Origin of the sequence: Altererythrobacter aquiaggeris (genome assembly GCF_037154015.1) — a bacterium.
Lineage (GTDB): Bacteria > Pseudomonadota > Alphaproteobacteria > Sphingomonadales > Sphingomonadaceae > Aestuarierythrobacter > Aestuarierythrobacter aquiaggeris.
In genome coordinates, this window is the sequence record NZ_JBANRL010000001.1 from 1,961,713 (window position 1) to 1,978,973 (window position 17,261).

The following is a 17,261-nucleotide window of genomic DNA, read 5'->3' on the forward strand; positions in this document are numbered from 1 at the left end:
CTACGGCAGTCATTGCTCTTTCTCCAGCAGCTTGCGCTTCACTTCCACGCCGTAGGCATAACCGCCAAGCGAACCGTCGCTGCGGACCACCCGGTGACAAGGGATCAGAACCGCTACATTGTTCGCACCATTGGCGCTGCCTGCCGCACGCACGGCTTTGGGTTTTCCGACCGAAGCCGCGATTTGGGCGTAGGTACGGGTCTCGCCCGCCGGAATTTGCCGCAATTCCTGCCATACGGCTTCCTGAAACGCAGTTCCCTTCACATCCAGCGGGATGTCATTGGCAGTGCCGGGCTGCTCCACAGCGGCGACCACTTTTGCCAGCAAAGCGCCAAACTCTGCCCCGCCTTCGACAAGCTCAGCGTGGGGGAAACGGCGCGCCAGTTCGCCCACGCCTTCCTCAAACGACAGGCGGCACACACCCTTGCCGGTCGCGCCGACCAGCATCGCGCCAAGCGATGTGCCGACCACCGCCCACCGGATCGTCACGCCTGCGCCGCCATTTTTCCAGGCCGAAGCTGTCATCCCCAACCTGTCCTTCCCGTCCTCGTAAAACCGCGAGGAAGCGTTATATCCTGCCGCGTAAATCGCCTCTGTAACGCTGCTTGCAGCGGTGAGCGCCTGCCCCGCCCGCTCGCACCGCAGCGCCCGCTGGAACGCTGCGGGGGTCAGGCCGACATTGCGTTTGAAAACCCTTTGGAAATGGGTCGGCGAATATCCCGTCGCCGCTGCCACTTTATCAAGCGACAAATCATTTTCGGCGCCTTTTATCAATTGCAGCGCCTTTGCCACAGCGGCTTCGTCACGCGAAACATCGTCGGGCAGACAGCGCTTGCAAGCCCTTAGGCCTGCCTGCCGCGCAGCGGCCCCATCGGCATAAAACTCGACATTCTTTCGCGCCGGATGCCGTGCGGCGCAGGACGGGCGGCAATAAATGCCGGTCGAATGCACTCCGGTGACGAACCTGCCATCGAAGGTCCGGTCACGCTGCATCACCGCGGACCATGCCGTATCATCATCAATTCGGGGTCCGGACTGGCTCATCACTTTCCCATAGCGCGTTCGCGGGCTTGCCGCTTCCCGAAACTTGCGTTCAAAGTCATGCGCGCGAATAAAATCAACTGGCCAACGTCAAGCACGCAACCTATCCATGTCCCCATGACATTGCCATTTTCGCGCCGCTTGTCCGCACTCTGTCTATTTCTTCTGGCGTCGCTTTCCATGGCGGGAACCGCGAAGGCCGACCCGTCCGATATCACCGCCGCAGCACGCGGCGTGGTTCGCGTGGTGATTGTCGATGGTTCGGGGACCGAAGTTTTCCCGGTCAGCCATGGCACCGGATTTGCCGTCACTTCAAACCGCATCGTCACAAATGCGCATGTGGTGGAAGAGGTGATCACCAATCCTGATTTGCGTATCGGGATCATCCCGCCCGAAGGCGGCGACGCAGGCTATGCAAAGATACTTTCTATTTCACGGCGCAATGATCTCGCGCTAATCGAGATTACCGGCGGCTTGCGGCTGCCCGCGCTTACTCTGGCAGGCGCCGCCAACCCCGAAAGCGGGGAAGTGTCGGCAGTCGGTTACCCGATGAATGTCGATCAGGCACAGGGTCTGGAAATCGGTGACATTTTCAAAAGCCAGCCGCCGGTCAAAAGCCGGGGCTTCCTGTCGGGACAGCGCCCTTCGCGCCAGTTCGACACCATCTTGCACACAGCCCCGATTGCCCGCGGCAATTCCGGCGGACCACTGCTCGACAGTTGCGGGCGGGTGTTGGGGGTGAACAGTTTCGGAGCCGATTCGACCGGCGGTGATGCGGAATTTTTCTTCGCGGTTTCGCTGCGCGAATTGCTGCCGTTCCTGCGCGCGAACGGCGTTACGCCGCGGGTAAACGGGCTCCCCTGCCGCAGCCTTGCCGATCTGGATGACGAGGAACGCGCGCGCATGGATCAGGCACGGATGAGCGCGGCGGCCGCCACAGACCAGCGCCAGACCGCCGATCGCGAAGCGCGCAGCAAAGCCCGCGAAAGCGCAGAGTTCGAAATTCTCGAAGAGCGCGAAAATGCTATGGCGCTGGCGGCGCTGTTTCTGATCGCTTCGCTGGCGGCCGGCTTTATTGCCTGGCAAGCCAGACATAGCGGGAACGAGAAACGGGCCATTATCGCGGGATCGGTCGCCGGACTGGCGGTTCTGGCCGCGCTGGCGATGTGGTTTACCCGTCCGGGCGTATCTGAAATTGACGACCGGACATCACAGAAGCTCGCTGCCGGCGAGGATGCGGAACCGCCTGCGGTGGACGGACAGCGCGAGCTCACGGGCAGATTAATCTGCACAATCGATGTCGCGCGCAGCCGCATTACCGGCGCAGAAACCAACGATATCCCGCTGGAATGGTCGCAGGACGGATGCGTAAACGGGCGCACGCAATACGGTTTTGCCAGCGATCAATGGAGCCGCGTGTTTGTCCCCAATCAAGAAGCCGTCGTATCGGTAAACAGCTATTCGCCCGAACGCGGTGAATACCGCATGGAACGTTATCTGCTGGGCAGCGAAGACATCGCCGCGGCGCGTAAACAGCGCGGCAGCTACAAAGCGCCCGGCTGCGGCGGCGGACAAGATGCCGCATTGGCGCTGGGCCGCCAACAAAGCGCCATCGCTGCGCTGTTGCCCGACCGGCCCAATGAACGGCTGGTTTATAAATGCAGCGCCCCCGAAGGCGGCGAATAATGGAACAGGCGCTTGTTTTCACCTCGATTATACTGGGTGTCGCGGTCGCTTTCGAGCTTGAAAACCTGAACCGGTTGCTGCGCTCCAACGAAGTCAGGTGGCACTGGGCTCAACCAATTTTCGCGGCATTTGTCCTGATGATCCTGATGTTTTTCTGGTGGTCACTGGCAAAGAACCCGCAGGGCACAATTTCCTTTGGTGCATTTCTCCCGATCATGTGGAGCCTGGTAATGCTGGTTCTGCTGTCTGCGGTAGCTTTGCCAGACAAGGTGGAAGGCGGGGTGGATCTGGCGCAATATTATCAACAGAACCGCAGATACATGTGGGGTCTGTTATTGCTGGCGGCGATTCCACTGCAAGGACAATGGTTCTATAAAGTTGCCGTATCCAGCACTTCGATCGGCGAATTTGTTGGCCGCGCCATGGGGGACATCGTCGCTTGGACCATGATAATTGCGATGATGTTTATCCGGCGCTGGTGGCAGGTTGCAATCGGCTTTGCATTTTTGTCGCTCGGCCCGCTCGCCTGGCTTTCGCGGACTATCTGACCATTAAGCCGCCAGCGGCTCACCGCTAAGCGTGATCCGGTGCATCTCGCGCGCGTGACCATGATAATCGTTCATCGCATTATGCCATGTCACGCGGTTGTCCCAGATCGCGACCGAACCCGGTTTCCATTGCACACGGCACTGGTTGGCCTCGCTTACCGCAGCATCGTAAAGCCGGCCCAGCAGCGGCAGGCTTTCCGCGCGGGATTTGCCGACAATGTTGATCGTAAATGCGCTGTTGACATAAAGCAGCTTGCGGCCGGTGTGCGGGTGGCGGATCACGACCGGATGCGTCGCGCCGGTTTTCTGGTCCTGCCCGCGCAAATCGCTGCCCATATCTGACTGCGCGTAAAGACCATCGGCCTGATAGACATGGTCGGCGGTATGAAACGCTTCCAGTCCTTCTATATCCTGCTTCAATTCGGCCGGCAGCGCATCATAGGCTGCGCCCATATGGGCATATAATGTGTCTCCGCCCGATGGCGGCAGGACGCGCGCAACAAGGATGGAACCCATTGCGGGTATCTGGTCGTAGGAATGATCGGTGTGCCATGCGCCGCCGATATTGGTTTCCTGATGGGCACCCTTGCGCACGATCGCGATTTCGGGATGTTCATCCTCGAGCGGAAAATAATTGTTGATGTCGATCCCGCCCCAGCGATTGGCAAAGGCGATATGTTCTTCCGGCGTCAGTTCCTGATCGCGGAAAACCGCGACACCGTGCTTGTATATGGCCTGTTTGATAGCCTCCAGCTCATCGCCCGCTGCATCGGCGATCCTGATACCGCTAATTTCCACACCGCATTCGGGCGCCATCGGGGTCAGTTTCATAAGCTCTCTCCTGCTTCCTTGTATGTCGGAAAATGCGGTACTGCTCAAGTCGGCAGCGCTGTGTTCGCTTGCGCTTGGCTGCTGCCGCTACCCTTGCGGCGCCGCCGGGCCATTGGCGCAGCCTGGCGGCCGCAAGATAATAAATCCCGCCGACAGCAAAACTTCCGCTCGCCGCTTGCATCCGTTTCACCCCGATGCTAGGCGCGCGCCATCCTTGCTGGAGGGGTTTTCGATCCTTTCGTCATGGCAAGTGTGACAATTCTTTTATGTGATCCAAGAGGACCTTCTCGCGTGGATATTTCCGCCGGTATTCAGGCAAGCCTATCAGGCCGCTACGCCGCCGCCCTTTTCGAACTCGCTTCCGAAGCCGGCACGGTGACGGCTGTCGAATCGGATCTCGACAAGCTGCACACCGCGCTTGGCGAATCGGACGAACTGGCCGCGCTTATCCATAATCCCGAAGTTTCTCGCGGTGCCGCCGAAAAGGCGATGTGGGGCGTAGGTGCATTGCTGGGCACCAGTGAAATCACGCAGAATTTCCTTGGTGTCGTGTCGCAAAATCGCCGTCTGGCCGATTTGCCCGGCATGATTCGCGCGTTTCGCACGATTGCCGCGGCGCAGCGCGGCGAAGTCACTGCCGATGTCACCAGCGCCCACGCGCTCAGCGATGCCCAGCTGGACCAGCTGCGCCAGAAACTGACCGCGCGCGAGGGCCGCACGGTTAAAATCAATGCGAGTGTCGATCCCGAACTGCTTGGCGGCCTGGTCGTCACGATTGGTTCGAAACGGATCGACGGCTCAATCAAAACCCGATTGAATTCCCTAGCTAACATTATGAAGAAGGCTGACGGCGCAACCGCCGCTCAGAAAGGCTGATAATGGAAATCCGCGCCGCAGAAATCTCCAAGGTCATCAAGGACCAAATTGCCAATTTCGGCACCGAAGCCGAAATAAGCGAAGTCGGTTCCGTACTCTCGGTGGGTGACGGTATCGCCCGCATCCACGGCCTCGACAAAGTCCAGGCCGGCGAGATGGTCGAGTTTTCCAATGGTATCCAGGGCATGGCCCTGAACCTTGAAGCCGACAATGTCGGCGTCGTGATCTTCGGCTCCGATGCCGAGATCAAGGAAGGCGACAGCGTCAAGCGCACCGGCACCATCGTTGACGTTCCTGTCGGCAAGGGTCTGCTTGGCCGCGTGGTCGACGGTCTGGGCAATCCGATTGACGGCAAGGGCCCGATCGTTGCTGAAAAGCGGATGCGCGTTGAACAGAAGGCGCCGGGTATCATCCCGCGTAAATCGGTGCACGAGCCTGTGCAAACCGGCCTCAAGGCCATCGATGCCCTGGTTCCGATTGGCCGCGGCCAGCGCGAACTGATCATTGGTGACCGCCAGACGGGCAAGTCGGCTGTCGCAATCGACACTTTCATCAACCAGAAAGAAGCCAACGCCGGCGACGACGAAAGCAAGAAGCTTTACTGCATCTATGTGGCTATTGGCCAGAAGCGTTCGACCGTCGCGCAAATCGTGAAAAGCCTCGAGGAAAACGGCGCGATGGAATATTCCATCGTCGTTGCCGCGACCGCTTCCGAGCCTGCTCCGCTGCAATATCTGGCACCTTATACCGGTGTGACGATGGGCGAATATTTCCGCGATAACGGAATGCACGCGGTCATCGTTTATGACGATCTTTCGAAGCAGGCTGTGGCTTATCGCCAGATGTCGCTGCTGCTGCGCCGTCCGCCGGGCCGTGAAGCGTATCCGGGTGACGTGTTTTATCTCCACTCCCGCCTGCTCGAACGGGCGGCGAAAATGAACGAAGATAATGGTGCCGGTTCGCTGACCGCATTGCCGATTATCGAAACGCAGGCGGGTGACGTATCCGCATATATTCCGACCAACGTGATTTCGATCACCGATGGCCAGATCTTCCTTGAAACCGACCTGTTCTATCAGGGCATCCGGCCCGCGATCAACGTGGGTCTTTCGGTTAGCCGGGTTGGCTCCGCCGCACAGACCAAGGCGATGAAAAAGGTTTCGGGCTCGATCAAGCTGGAGCTCGCGCAATACCGCGAAATGGCTGCGTTCGCGCAGTTCGGTTCCGACCTTGACGCCTCGACGCAGAAACTGCTCAACCGCGGCGCGCGCCTGACGGAATTGCTCAAGCAAGCCCAGTTCAGCCCGTTGTCGTTCGAAGAACAGACCGTTTCGATCTTCGCGGGTACCAATGGTTATATCGATCCCGTCGATGTGAACCGGGTTACGGAATACGAATCGGCGATGCTAAGCTGGATCCGCAAGGAACATGCCGACATCCTCACCGATATCCGCAACACCAAGGATCTGACCGACGATACAAAGAAGGCGCTGACATCGGCGCTGGATACGTTCGGCAAGCAGTTCGCTTAAGCGGCATAAAGAGAAACCTGGGGAGCCATCATGGCCTCGTTGAAAGAACTCAAAGGGCGGATCAACTCGGTCAAATCGACCCAGAAGATCACCAAGGCCAAGCAGATGGTCGCCGCTGCGAAGCTTCGCAAGGCGCAGGCCGCTGCCGAGGCTGCACGTCCTTATGCCACGCGGCTGGCGGGCGTGATGGCGTCGCTCAGCACCAAGGTTTCCGGCGACAGCGCGCCCAAATTGCTTGCCGGCACCGGCTCCGAAAAACGTCATCTGCTGGTCGTTGCCAATTCCGACAAGGGTCTGGCGGGGGCGTTCAATGCCAATATCGTTCGCGCCGCGCTGTCCAAGGCCAAGCAATTGCTGGACGATGGCAAACAGGTCGAATTCTATCTGATCGGCAAGAAAGGCCGCGCGCCGGTGAAGCGCGCTTATCCCAAGAATGTGGGTACGCAGTTCGATACCACCCATGTCCGTGAGCCGGGTTACAGCGAGGCCGAGCGCATCGCTGACGAGCTTGTCGAAATGTACGACGGCGGAAAATTCGACGTAGCGCATCTGTTCTATTCAACGTTCAAGAATGCGCTGACACAGGAACCGACCAGGCAGCAGATCATCCCCGTACCGGCGCCGACAGATGCTCCGGTCGATACCGGCGCTGTGGTTGAATACGAACCTGACGAGGAAGCTATCCTCGAGGAACTTTTGCCGCGGTATCTCAAGACCCAGCTATTTGGTGCGCTGCTTGAAAACAATGCATCCGAACAGGGCGCTTCGATGACCGCGATGGACAATGCCACGCGCAACGCAGGCGATCTGATCGATAAACTGACCATCCAGTACAACCGCAGCCGTCAGGCCGCGATTACCACCGAACTCATTGAAATCATTGCCGGAGCAGAAGCACTATGAAGAAGTTTGCAATCCTCCTTTCGGTTTGCACACTCGCCGCTTGCGGTCAGGAGGCTGCAGAACCGGCGGTGCAGGCACAGCCTGCTGTTCAGCCGGAATCGCTTGGCCTTCCGGGCAATGACGAATTCAGCGCTGCCTATGCCAAGGCCTGCCCCGGCGCGGCAGCGGTTGAAACCACCCTTTGCAAGGCGGCCGGACTCGGAAAGTCCGAATTCAATTGTGAATTTGCACTCGCGGGTGAGGATACAGCATCCCGCGAAGGCACTTTGACTGCCGTCGACGGCGAGTGGACACTTGCCACCAACGAAGAACTCTGCACCGCCGAATAAGCGGCTCACAACAGGATATAGCATCATGGCTACCGCCCCAGCACTCAACAAGACCACCAATGGCTCGATCAGCCAGGTCATCGGCGCTGTCGTCGACGTGACCTTCCCGGGCGAATTGCCCGCGATTTTGTCGGCACTCGAAACGGACAACAACGGCAACAAGCTCGTCCTCGAAGTTGCGCAGCACCTTGGTGAAAACACCGTGCGGACCATCGCGATGGACGGCACCGACGGCCTGACCCGCGGGCAGAGCGTTATTGCAACCGGTTCGCAGATTTCTGTGCCCGTCGGTCCCAAGACGCTTGGCCGGATCATGAATGTCATCGGTGAGCCGATCGACATGATGGGCCCGGTCGGCGCTGAAAAGCACAATCCGATCCATGCCGAAGCACCGCTGTTTGTCGATCAATCGACCGAAGCGGCCATTCTGGTTACCGGCATCAAGGTTATCGACCTGCTCGCCCCTTACGCAAAGGGCGGCAAGATCGGCCTGTTCGGCGGCGCGGGCGTGGGCAAGACGGTTCTGATCCAGGAACTGATCAACAATATCGCCAAAGGTCACGGCGGCGTGTCGGTATTTGCCGGTGTGGGCGAGCGGACCCGAGAAGGTAACGATCTTTACCACGAATTCCTCGACGCAGGCGTTATTGCCAAGGATGCCGATGGCAACGCAACATCGGAAGGGTCCAAGGTTGCGCTGGTGTTCGGCCAGATGAACGAACCTCCCGGCGCGCGTGCCCGTGTTGCCCTGTCCGGCCTGACCATGGCGGAATATTTCCGCGATGAAGAAGGTCAGGACGTCCTGTTCTTTGTGGACAATATTTTCCGCTTCACGCAGGCTGGTTCGGAAGTGTCGGCACTGCTCGGCCGTATTCCTTCGGCTGTGGGCTATCAGCCAACCCTGTCCACCGACATGGGCCAGCTGCAGGAGCGTATTACTTCGACCAACAAGGGCTCGATTACGTCGGTTCAGGCCATCTATGTTCCCGCAGATGACCTTACCGATCCGGCCCCTGCTGCTTCCTTCGCCCACCTGGACGCGACAACCACGCTGAACCGCGCAATTTCGGAGCTGGGTATTTACCCGGCCGTCGATCCGCTTGATTCGACATCGCGCGTGCTCGAACCGCGGGTTGTCGGTCAGGAGCATTACGAAACCGCCCGTAAGGTGCAGGAAACATTGCAGAAGTACAAGTCGCTGCAGGACATCATCGCCATTCTTGGCATGGACGAGCTTTCGGAAGAAGATAAGCTCACCGTGCAGCGTGCGCGTAAAATCCAGAAGTTCCTGTCGCAGCCGTTCCACGTTGCCGAGGTTTTCACCGGCATCAAGGGCAAGTTCGTCGCGCTCGAAGACACCGTCGCCAGCTTCAAGGCTGTGGTCGAAGGCGAATACGATCACCTACCCGAAAATGCTTTCTACATGGTTGGCGGCATCGGCGAAGCAGTCGAAAAAGCTGCGAAAATGGCCGAGGACGCCTGATAGATATGGCCCTTCGTTTCGAACTCGTCACTCCGGCCAAGCTGGTCCGTTCCGAAGACGTCCACATGGTGGTCGTCCCCGGGGCAGAAGGCGAGTTTGGTGTGCTGGAAGGCCATGCGCCCTTCATGTCCACGATCCGCGATGGTGCGGTGCAGGTTTACAAGACCGAAGGCGCGGCCCCTGAAATTATCGAAATCCGCGGCGGTTTTGCCGAAGTGGGCGATACGGGGCTGACGGTGCTGGCCGAACACGTCGAGGGCTAGCGTCCCCGCAGACAAGCGATACCGGAGGGGCTGCCATGATGGCGGCCCCTTTTTGGTTTTAGCTGTTGGCGGCCATATTTGCGCGCCGCTGCTGGCCGCCTTCGCGCCACAGATACAGTCCCGCCCCGATGATGATTGCTGCGCCCAACATGCTCATCGCATCAGGCCGGTCATGGAAAAACACGATCCCCAGCGCGGTCGCGACGAGCAGCTGCACATACGTCATCGGGACGATCGTGGCCGCGCCTGCTCTGGTTGTCGCCAGATAGACCAGCCAATGCGCGCTGCTGGCGGTTACGGCCACTGCCGCGCACCGGGCAACTATAGTCCAGTCGGGAACGCCGATGGTTAGCTGCGGCACCCCGCTGGCAGCCCCCGCAAGCGATGCGACAACCAGAAATATCGCGGCTATCCCTGCAACGATCACTTGCATCGACAATGCCGTACCGCGCCCTGCGACCATCCGGTTGCCGATGATCGATATGCTGAAACCCAATGACGCGAGCAGCGGCAACAATGCCGGCCAGCCAATTTCGGCAAAGCTGGGGCGCAGCATGATCAACACGCCGGAAAACGCCGCGAACGATGCCAGCCAGGTCGCGCGCGGCGCCGGCTCCCCCAGAATAAACCGCGACAATATGGCGGTGATCATCGGCGCAGTGAATCCGATGGCCGTGGCGGTTGCGAGCGGCATCAGAAACGCTGCGGTGAAGAATGACAGGGTCGCGATGCCCATCCCCACCCCGCGCATCAACTGCGCGACCGGATGCGGGAAACGGAAGCCTGCGCGCCCTTCCCTGATTGCCAGAATAATGGCCAGCCCGGCCGCCCCGATGGAATAGCGCAGCGCGGCGACAGCCGTCGCCGGCCATTCCCCGGCCATGGTTTTGATAACGCCGTCACCCAGCGATAAAATGATGAACCCGGCGAGCGCAAACAACAGTCCGGAACGCTCGTCTTGTCGCAAGAAAAATTATCCAGTTCCGGTTATCGCTCAGCACCCGATCAGGTGAGCCAAGGCGCTATCGTTCATCCTGAATGTGTTGGCAACTAACCTGCACGGGGCTTGAAAAATGCGCCATTGGCGGGAATGGAAGCGGCGGGGGTAGTCGAATGGCCGCAGGCCGCCAGGTAATGCGTACAACGCCGAATGAACGCTTGCTGGTACTAGCAGGCGCTATCCTGATTGCGTTTCAGATGGCACTGGTTGTTACCCGCTCGATCAACTGGGACGAATTTTATTTCTACGGCCAGATAGAGATGTTCCAAAGGGGCAGGCTGAACAATCCTCTCCAAACGTTACATGTCCAAATATTCGCATGGCTCTCAAGCTACCCTGGCAATGTCGTCGACAAGATCATCCTTGGGCGGATGGCGATGTTTGCGGCGCAGTTCGTAACCCTTGGCGCGATCTTCTTCATCGCACGGCGGTTTGGCGACCGGACATCCGCCATCATGTGCGTGCTGGCCTATTTGTCTGTAGCTTATGTCACGCGCCACGGAGCATCATTCCGGACGGACCCGCTCGCAGCAGCATTGATGATGGCTGGACTGGCGATAATTGTCCGGGCCAGATTCTCTGTCTTTAACACGTGTTTGTTCGGTTTTTTGATTGGTGCCGCCGGCCTGGTGACGATGAAATCGCTGCTTCTGGCGCCAGCATTTGCAGGCATAGCGTGGCTGCGCTGGAGTGATGAAGGATTTACAAGCAAGAGCGCCTTACGCCTGATAGCTATGGCATTTTCGGCGGTTATTTGCCTTGTGTTATTGTATTGGGCCCACGCCGCAGGCATTGGCAATTCGACTGGAGCCATATCGCAGGCCAGAACCACAAGTGGATCTGAAGCCGTTTTGATTTCTGCCAGCCAGAAGATGTTTTTCGTCGGAGTGCCCAAATACACCCATTTCATGATCGGGGCAGCTTTAGGTGCGATCCCGCTCATTTTGCTCGTTTGTCTCGCGATATTAAAAAAAGTCAGAACACCGGGATCTCCCGCGGAGATTATTGCCATTACGGGCCTTATTCTGCCGCTTTCGTGCCTCGCCTTTTATCATAACACCTTACCCTATTTTTATCCCTTTATTCTGGCGCCTGTGGCCGCCGCCGCTGTCATTGGTGCGGAAATTTTCACCAAACGTTACAATGCACTGTTCCTTGCGGGCCTGATGGTAACCAACGGTGCTTTTTTCTGGCTGACGGACACTGCCGGACAGCTCCAGGCCCAGCGTGAAATCGTAGCAGCAGCAGACGAGATTTTTCCGCGCCCGGTGGCCTATTTCGATTTCCCCAACATGCTACCGCACTTCGATAAAGCGAACGGATTTACTACCTCGTGGGGGCGCGAAGGTTACAGAAACGGCATCGGGAAATCTTACCGCGCCATGATGGAGCAACAGTCCGTGCCGCTTCTGCTGACCAATGATGCATTACCCACCCGGCACTTTATTGAATTAATGTCGATGAACCCGCAATCGGCTGAATTCCGTACCGAAGACAGGTTGGCGCTGCGCGACAATTATTTGCACTTCTGGGGGCCATACTGGTTGGCCGGCAAAATTGTGCCTGAAGGCGTCACCAATATGCGATTCGAATTTTTAGTTCCCGGTTCCTACACCGTCAGGGCTGCTCCACTGGTTATCGATGGCAGTCGCTATGAACCTGGGCAAATTGTCGAGATCAGCAGGGGTATCCATTCTCTTTCCAACATGGGACCTCTTGAAGCCCGATTGGTCTGGGGCCGGGATTTGCAGCATCCCGCAGAGGCTGCACCCAGACGACCTTACTGGTCAGGATTCTGATGTGACAAACCGCACAGTCGTTCCCACCAACGATATCGGAATCCTTTGCGGCGTCGCCCTGATGCTTATCATGGGCTGTGTTGTCCTCGGCAGCGTCGGCATACCGGTCTTTCAGTCTGGGACGGTTCTCTCTAGTGCGCTGCTATATCTCAGCAGCTGGATTGCCCTGTTTGTCGGACAAATCAGTATCGGACTATGGAAACATCGGCCAGACAGCCCGATTGCGTACATCAGGGATCACGAATTCTCTCCGGAATACCGGCGGCGGCTGCTTCATGCCTTGCCGATCCTGCTGGCTTTGACGGTTTACATGCCGATGTTCTCGGCATTCAAAAGTTCGATCCCCCTGTTCAATCCTTTTCAGTGGGACCAGACGTTTATCGCCTGGGATCGGGCAATTTTCGGGCAAGACGCGTGGCTGTGGATGCAGCCTGTGCTGGGATATCCGGTCGTCACGTCGATCATCAGCATATTCTATCACCTGTGGATTTTGCTGCTGTATGTGGGCTCGGTCTATTTTGCGATATATGTGACCGATAAACCATTGCGGCAGCAGTATTTTATGGCCTATTTCCTGACCTGGACAATCGTCGGCATAGCGATGGCGACCTGGCTTTCGTCTGTCGGACCGTGTTTCCTGCTCCCGCTAACGGGGGACCCCGCGTTTATCCCGCAAATGGAATATTTGCGCGCTGCAGACCAGCATTATCCCGTCATGGTTCTGCCGGTACAACAGGCGCTGCTGGACTGGCAGGCGAGCGGACAGTTCGGTCTGGGTAGAGGCATCACCGCAATGCCATCGATGCACGTGGCGATGGTTGTTCTGTTCTGGCTCGGTATGCGCAGAATTTCCCGATTGGCCGGAATTGCGGCGGCAATCTTTGCGCTCATCATCGCGCTGGGATCGGTCCATCTTGGCTATCATTATGCGGTTGACGGCATCGTCGCGGCCGCAGTGACTTTGGTAATCTGGCCGGTTGCCGGATGGCTATCCACGACGCGGATCGGTGCCCTACAAGCCGGAAAGCCTGCGCGGAGCAATTAGAGCCGATGCGGATTAACCATCGGCAGGCGGCTTATGGTTAACGCTTCCTTAGGCCTTTGGCTTGAAATAGTATCGAAACGCGGCGATTAACGCGTGTCGGGGGGCCATGACCAAGCTAATTATCCAGATACCCTGTCTGAACGAAGCGGAGACGCTCGCGCAGACACTGGCCCTAATCCCGCGGCGGATCGATGGCATCAGCTGTGTCGAAGTGCTGGTTATAGACGATGGCAGCACCGACGGCACGGCTGATATTGCGCGGCTGTCGGGCGCCGATCACATCATCAGCCATGCCGGCAATCGCGGGCTGGCTGCAGCTTTTCAAACCGGCGTAAAGGCGGCATTGGCAGCGGGCGCGGATATCATCGTGAACACCGACGCTGACGGACAATATGAAGGCGCAGACATCGCGCTGCTGGTCGCGCCGATAATCGCAGGCGAGGCCGACATCGTCGTCGGTGACCGGGGAGTTGCCAAAAATGCGCATTTTTCGCCGCTGAAGCGGGTGCTGCAGCGCGCCGGAAGCTCGGTTGTTCGCAAGCTTTCCAAGACTGATATCACCGATGCGGTCAGCGGGTTTCGCGCATTCAGCCGCTGTGCTGCGCAGCGCATCAATATCACCACCGAATTCAGTTACACCACCGATATGCTGATCCAGGCGGGACGCAAGCGCATGGCGATCAAAAGCGTGCCGGTGCGAACGCACGAAACGCCCAGGCCATCACGCCTGTTCAAATCCGTGCCGCGTTTCATCATGCATACGGGCATTACCATGGCCCGCGCCTACACTACATATAATCCGCTGCGCGCCTTTGTCGGGACAGGCCTGGTGGTGGCGCTGATCGGTTTGGCTCCGATACTGCGCTTCGTATGGTTTTATCTTTCGGGCGAAGGCGACGGACATATCCAATCGCTGGTTATCGGGGGCGTGCTGCTGCTGTTGGGGGTTATTCTCGCCATTATGGGTGTTCTGGCGGATTTGATCGCTTCCAACCGCAAGCTGATGGAACTCAGCCTGCAAGAAACCAGGCTGCTGCGTGACCGGCTCGACGAAATCGTCAAACCTGCCGACGCGGGTGGAAATTCCGCAACCGGCACCGATGCTCGGGCTGGCGAAAACTAATGTCGCCGGGCGCATTGCCGGCATCCCGGCTGGTTGGGGCCAAACACGCACAATGGCCGATTATCGGTGTGTCAGCTGTGCTGGGCGTGTTGGGTTTGCATCTATGGCTGATTTTCACCCGTGCGATCAATTGGGACGAATTTTTCTATTACGCCCAAATCGAGCAGGCGCTGCGCGGAGAACTGGCGAGCCCGCTGCAAACAATTCATGTCAGGCTGTTCGCCTGGCTTCCGTTCTTGTCCGGCGTCGGGGTGGACAAAATCATCGCTGCACGGCTGGTCATGTTCGCCTGCGAACTGGTTACCTCGGCTGCAATCATTTGCCTGGCGCTGAAATTTGTCGGTCGCAGTGCAGCCCTGATCGCCGCGCTCGCCTATCTAAGCGCCGGATTTGTGGTGGAAAACGGGGCCTCTTTCCGCACCGATCCGCTGGCCATTGCTCTGCTGATGGCCGCGCTTTGCCTATTGCTGCGCGCCCGCTTGGGCGTACTAACAATCGCCACATTCGGTGTGCTGGTCGGGCTCGCGGGGATGGTCACCATGAAGGCCATCCTGATCCTCCCGGCATTTGCAGGGATCGCCTGGTTGCGCTGGGACGAAGCGCACCGGTCACCAGCCATACTCATTCGCATCGCAGCCGCAGCCGCAGCATCGGGAGTTATGTTCTGTCTGCTGTTATGGGCGCATGGTGCAGCCATGCCAGACCAGATTACACAGGCAGTGCAAACTAAACAGGCAAGCGGAATAGTAACCGAATCCAGCCGCAAGATGTTCTTTATCGGCGTGCCCCAATATGTCGGCGCGATCGGCATTTTTGCACTGACTGCTCTGCCCTTGTACATCGCGATAATCACAGCCCCGCTGATCGTGATCCGCGACGGCACGTTGAAACGGGGCGAGAAATGGGCCTTGGCGGGCCTGCTACTGCCCGTCACATCACTGGCGTTTTACCATAATTCTCTCCCGTATTATTATGCCTTCATGCTCCCACCCGTAGTCGCCGCAAGTGCAGTCGCTTTTTCGGCTGCGATCAAACGCTTCGGGCTGGTAATCTGCACGTTCGCGATGGTCGCCAACGCCGCCGCCGTGACGGCCGCTTCGGGGCCGAGCCGGCTGCACGCGCAGCGCGATATCCAACGGGCGGCAACCGAGATATTTCCTGACCCTGTCGCCTATTTCGATTTTCCCGCCATGCTGCCCGGGTTCAAAAAGGCCAACGGTTTCATGACCCGGTGGGGCATAGAAGGATATCTGCGCGGCAACGGTCCGTCATACGAACAGATAATGGCCCGCACCGCAGTTCCGTTGTTGCTGACTAATGACCCCCAATTCAATCCCAGCTTGCTCGATCTGGTCAATGGCGGGCCCAACGCCCGACTTTTCAGGCCCGGAGACATCGAAGTTATTCGCACGACATACCGCCAGTTCTGGGGCCCCTATTGGCTCGCGGGAACCGAGCTATCCGCTGGCGAAAAAACCGCGTGGCAGGTCCATGTCCCGGGACAATATACAGTGTCGGGCGGGCCCGTGAAAATCGCTGGCCGGCGGGTGGAAACCGGCGCTGTAACCGTGCTTGACCGCGGCACGGTCGATCTCGAAAATACCGCCAGCACACCGGCCGCATTGACCTGGGGTGACAATTTACAGGCTCCGGACAGATCGCCTCCGGCACGCCCGTACTGGACCGACTTCTAAACGCATGTCCGCGATGAAAAACAGCTTGGAAATCGTTTTCGTTACGCGAAAATGGGCACCTGCGATGGGCGGGATGGAAACATATTGCCACCGGCTGACAGAAGAACTTGCCAAAACGCATCAAGTCGATGTGATCGCTTTGCCGGGTCAGGCGGACGGCAGCCCTCCCCGTGCATTATCGCTGCTAGGTTTTCCCTTCACGATTTTGCGCCGCTGGTTCGCCCGCAACACCGCGCCGGACATATTGCACATTGCCGACATGGCACTCTGGCCCGCAGGATTGCTGGCGCCGCGCAAGACCAGGCTGGTGATTTCGGCACATGGAACCGACGTTTCGTATTCGCGGCGCGGCGGCATCAAGGGCCGACTGTACGGCGCTTATCTATGCACGGGTGCGCGCTTGCTTGGCGGGACCAGAGCTATTGCAAATTCTGGCGCAACCACCGCAGCCTTGCACGAACACGGCTGGCACAACACCGCGATTGTCGCATTGGCAACGGATGTTTCGGGCGCTGCCCCCTGCTCCGCGCCGGGCAGAAATCTGCTGTTTGCCGGGCGCTTGGTGGAGCGTAAGGGTCTGCACTGGTTTACCGAGAATGTGCTCGGCCGCCTGCCCGGCGATATCGCTCTGGACGTCGCGGGCACACGCTGGGATCCCGCTGAAGAAAGCGCGCTGGAGCATCCTCGGGTCAATTTCCTGGGCCGTCTGGATGCCAACGATCTGCAGCGCGCTTACGCAAACGCCCTGGCAGTCATCCTGCCCAATATCGAGCTGGCAAACGGTGAGTTCGAGGGATTTGGACTGATCGCCTGCGAAGCCTCGGCTGCGGGGGGCATCGTTCTGGCCGCGAATTGCGGCGGCCTGCCCGAAGCGGTCATCGACGGCGAAACGGGGTTCTTGATCGAAAGCGGTAATGCGCAGGCATGGGCGTCGCACATCACCGAGATCGCCGGTTGGCCGGATGAAACACGGCAGAACTTCATCCAAAATGCCGCAGACTGCGCGCGCACCCAATTTTCCTGGGGCCGTGTCGCACGCGAAACCGCGGCCCATTATTTTGCTGCGGATGACGAACTTATTACCGGTGGGAGGCACACGGAATGAAGA

17 protein-coding genes are annotated in these 17,261 nt (G+C 58.5%); 13 read left to right on the forward strand and 4 right to left on the reverse strand.

Features of this window, described 5'->3' with window-relative positions; all coding sequences use genetic code 11:
• Positions 1–9: 9 nt before the first annotated feature.
• The gene (gene ada / locus WFP06_RS09570) at positions 10–1,044 is read right to left on the reverse strand and encodes a bifunctional DNA-binding transcriptional regulator/O6-methylguanine-DNA methyltransferase Ada (RefSeq protein WP_336986944.1); all 1,035 of its coding nucleotides are present in this window, start codon (positions 1,042–1,044) and stop codon (positions 10–12) included.
• Positions 1,045–1,158: 114 nt separating this feature from the next.
• Between ada and WFP06_RS09575 the strand changes: the two genes are divergently transcribed.
• On the forward strand, positions 1,159–2,727 hold the full coding sequence (locus WFP06_RS09575; protein WP_336986945.1) for a S1C family serine protease: 1,569 nt from the start codon (positions 1,159–1,161) through the stop codon (positions 2,725–2,727).
• Complete coding sequence (locus WFP06_RS09580) at positions 2,727–3,275, forward strand: hypothetical protein (protein WP_336986946.1); 549 nt, start codon at positions 2,727–2,729, stop codon at positions 3,273–3,275. Before WFP06_RS09575 ends, WFP06_RS09580 begins: the two co-directional genes overlap by 1 nt.
• A gap of 3 nt (positions 3,276–3,278) precedes the next feature.
• Here the strand turns inward: WFP06_RS09580 and WFP06_RS09585 are convergent, their stop codons facing one another.
• On the reverse strand, positions 3,279–4,106 hold the full coding sequence (locus WFP06_RS09585) for a TauD/TfdA dioxygenase family protein (protein ID WP_336986947.1): 828 nt from the start codon (positions 4,104–4,106) through the stop codon (positions 3,279–3,281).
• Between the two features lie 291 nt (positions 4,107–4,397).
• Here WFP06_RS09585 and WFP06_RS09590 point away from each other — a divergent pair, with 291 nt between their 5' ends.
• The 6 genes from WFP06_RS09590 to WFP06_RS09615 are packed head-to-tail and all read left to right on the forward strand — an operon-like array spanning position 4,398 to position 9,492.
• Entirely contained in the window at positions 4,398–4,982 is a 585-nt protein-coding gene (locus tag WFP06_RS09590) for a F0F1 ATP synthase subunit delta (protein WP_336986948.1), read from the forward strand.
• 2 nt (positions 4,983–4,984) lie between these two features.
• Positions 4,985–6,514 carry a F0F1 ATP synthase subunit alpha gene (gene atpA / locus WFP06_RS09595; protein WP_336986949.1) on the forward strand — a complete coding sequence of 510 codons (1,530 nt, stop codon included), beginning with the start codon at positions 4,985–4,987 and terminating at the stop codon, positions 6,512–6,514.
• Between the two features lie 30 nt (positions 6,515–6,544).
• Entirely contained in the window at positions 6,545–7,417 is an 873-nt protein-coding gene (locus WFP06_RS09600; RefSeq protein WP_336986950.1) for a F0F1 ATP synthase subunit gamma, read from the forward strand.
• The gene (locus WFP06_RS09605) at positions 7,414–7,746 is read left to right on the forward strand and encodes a hypothetical protein (protein WP_336986951.1); all 333 of its coding nucleotides are present in this window, start codon (positions 7,414–7,416) and stop codon (positions 7,744–7,746) included. Before WFP06_RS09600 ends, WFP06_RS09605 begins: the two co-directional genes overlap by 4 nt.
• A 25-nt stretch (positions 7,747–7,771) precedes the next feature.
• Positions 7,772–9,229, forward strand: a complete 1,458-nt coding sequence (gene atpD, locus WFP06_RS09610; protein WP_336986952.1) for a F0F1 ATP synthase subunit beta — start codon at positions 7,772–7,774, stop codon at positions 9,227–9,229.
• A gap of 5 nt (positions 9,230–9,234) precedes the next feature.
• On the forward strand, positions 9,235–9,492 hold the full coding sequence (locus tag WFP06_RS09615; RefSeq protein WP_336986953.1) for an ATP synthase F1 subunit epsilon: 258 nt from the start codon (positions 9,235–9,237) through the stop codon (positions 9,490–9,492).
• 58 nt (positions 9,493–9,550) lie between these two features.
• Here WFP06_RS09615 and WFP06_RS09620 read toward each other — a convergent pair whose 3' ends face one another.
• A complete protein-coding gene (locus WFP06_RS09620) occupies positions 9,551–10,459 on the reverse strand; it encodes a DMT family transporter (protein WP_336986954.1) in 909 nt (302 codons plus the stop codon).
• A 359-nt stretch (positions 10,460–10,818) separates the two neighbouring features.
• Positions 10,819–10,992, reverse strand: a complete 174-nt coding sequence (locus tag WFP06_RS09625; protein ID WP_336986955.1) for a hypothetical protein — start codon at positions 10,990–10,992, stop codon at positions 10,819–10,821.
• A gap of 39 nt (positions 10,993–11,031) precedes the next feature.
• On the opposite strand from WFP06_RS09625, the gene WFP06_RS09630 reads away from it, so the two are divergent.
• From WFP06_RS09630 to WFP06_RS09650, 5 genes are all read left to right on the forward strand, one after another.
• The gene (locus WFP06_RS09630) at positions 11,032–12,291 is read left to right on the forward strand and encodes a hypothetical protein (RefSeq protein WP_336986956.1); all 1,260 of its coding nucleotides are present in this window, start codon (positions 11,032–11,034) and stop codon (positions 12,289–12,291) included.
• A 1-nt stretch (position 12,292) separates the two neighbouring features.
• Positions 12,293–13,336, forward strand: coding sequence for a phosphatase PAP2 family protein (locus WFP06_RS09635; protein ID WP_336986957.1), 1,044 nt, complete (start codon positions 12,293–12,295; stop codon positions 13,334–13,336).
• Positions 13,337–13,442: 106 nt separating this feature from the next.
• Positions 13,443–14,459: a glycosyltransferase family 2 protein gene (locus tag WFP06_RS09640; RefSeq protein ID WP_336986958.1), complete on the forward strand. Its 1,017-nt coding sequence runs from the start codon at positions 13,443–13,445 to the stop codon at positions 14,457–14,459.
• On the forward strand, positions 14,459–16,153 hold the full coding sequence (locus WFP06_RS09645) for a hypothetical protein (RefSeq protein WP_336986959.1): 1,695 nt from the start codon (positions 14,459–14,461) through the stop codon (positions 16,151–16,153). Before WFP06_RS09640 ends, WFP06_RS09645 begins: the two co-directional genes overlap by 1 nt.
• 13 nt (positions 16,154–16,166) lie before the next feature.
• Positions 16,167–17,258, forward strand: coding sequence for a glycosyltransferase family 4 protein (locus tag WFP06_RS09650; protein WP_336986960.1), 1,092 nt, complete (start codon positions 16,167–16,169; stop codon positions 17,256–17,258).
• The last annotated feature ends 3 nt before the right edge of the window (positions 17,259–17,261 follow it).